Below are 451 nucleotides of genomic sequence, written 5' to 3' on the forward strand. Positions count from 1 at the left end.
GCTCCGCCTGATCGAGGACCTCGACATCCCCCACCGGCCGCGCCGGATCGGAGGTGACCGCCTCGAGCACCCGCACCAGCCGCTCACCCAACGAGACGATCGTGGCCTCGTCGAACAGATCGGTGGCATACGTCAGATCCACCGCCCACCGGTCGGCGCCCGGAACCACGGTCACCTGCAGATCGAACTTCGCGACCTGCGCATCGAAATCGACCGCGGCAACGGTCAACCCGTCCACCTCGACCGGCCCCTGCTGTCCGGGCTGGCCCAGGTTCTGGAAGGTGAGCATCACCTGGAACAACGGATGCCGGCCCTGCGACCGCGCCGGATCGAGCACCTCCACCAGGCGCTCGAACGGCACATCCGCATGCTCGAACGCCGCCAGATCCGTCGCCCGCACCCGCGCCAACAGATCCGTGAACGACTCCCCCGACTCCACCTGCGCCCGCAA

At 68.5% G+C, this 451-nt stretch carries 1 protein-coding gene; it reads right to left on the minus strand.

From position 1 onward, the window contains the following. On the minus strand, positions 1-451 hold a 451-nt coding region (locus EF834_RS18075), incomplete at both ends, for a condensation domain-containing protein (protein WP_164874182.1).

The organism is Rhodococcus spongiicola (genome assembly GCF_004011835.1).
Lineage (GTDB): Bacteria > Actinomycetota > Actinomycetes > Mycobacteriales > Mycobacteriaceae > Prescottella > Prescottella spongiicola.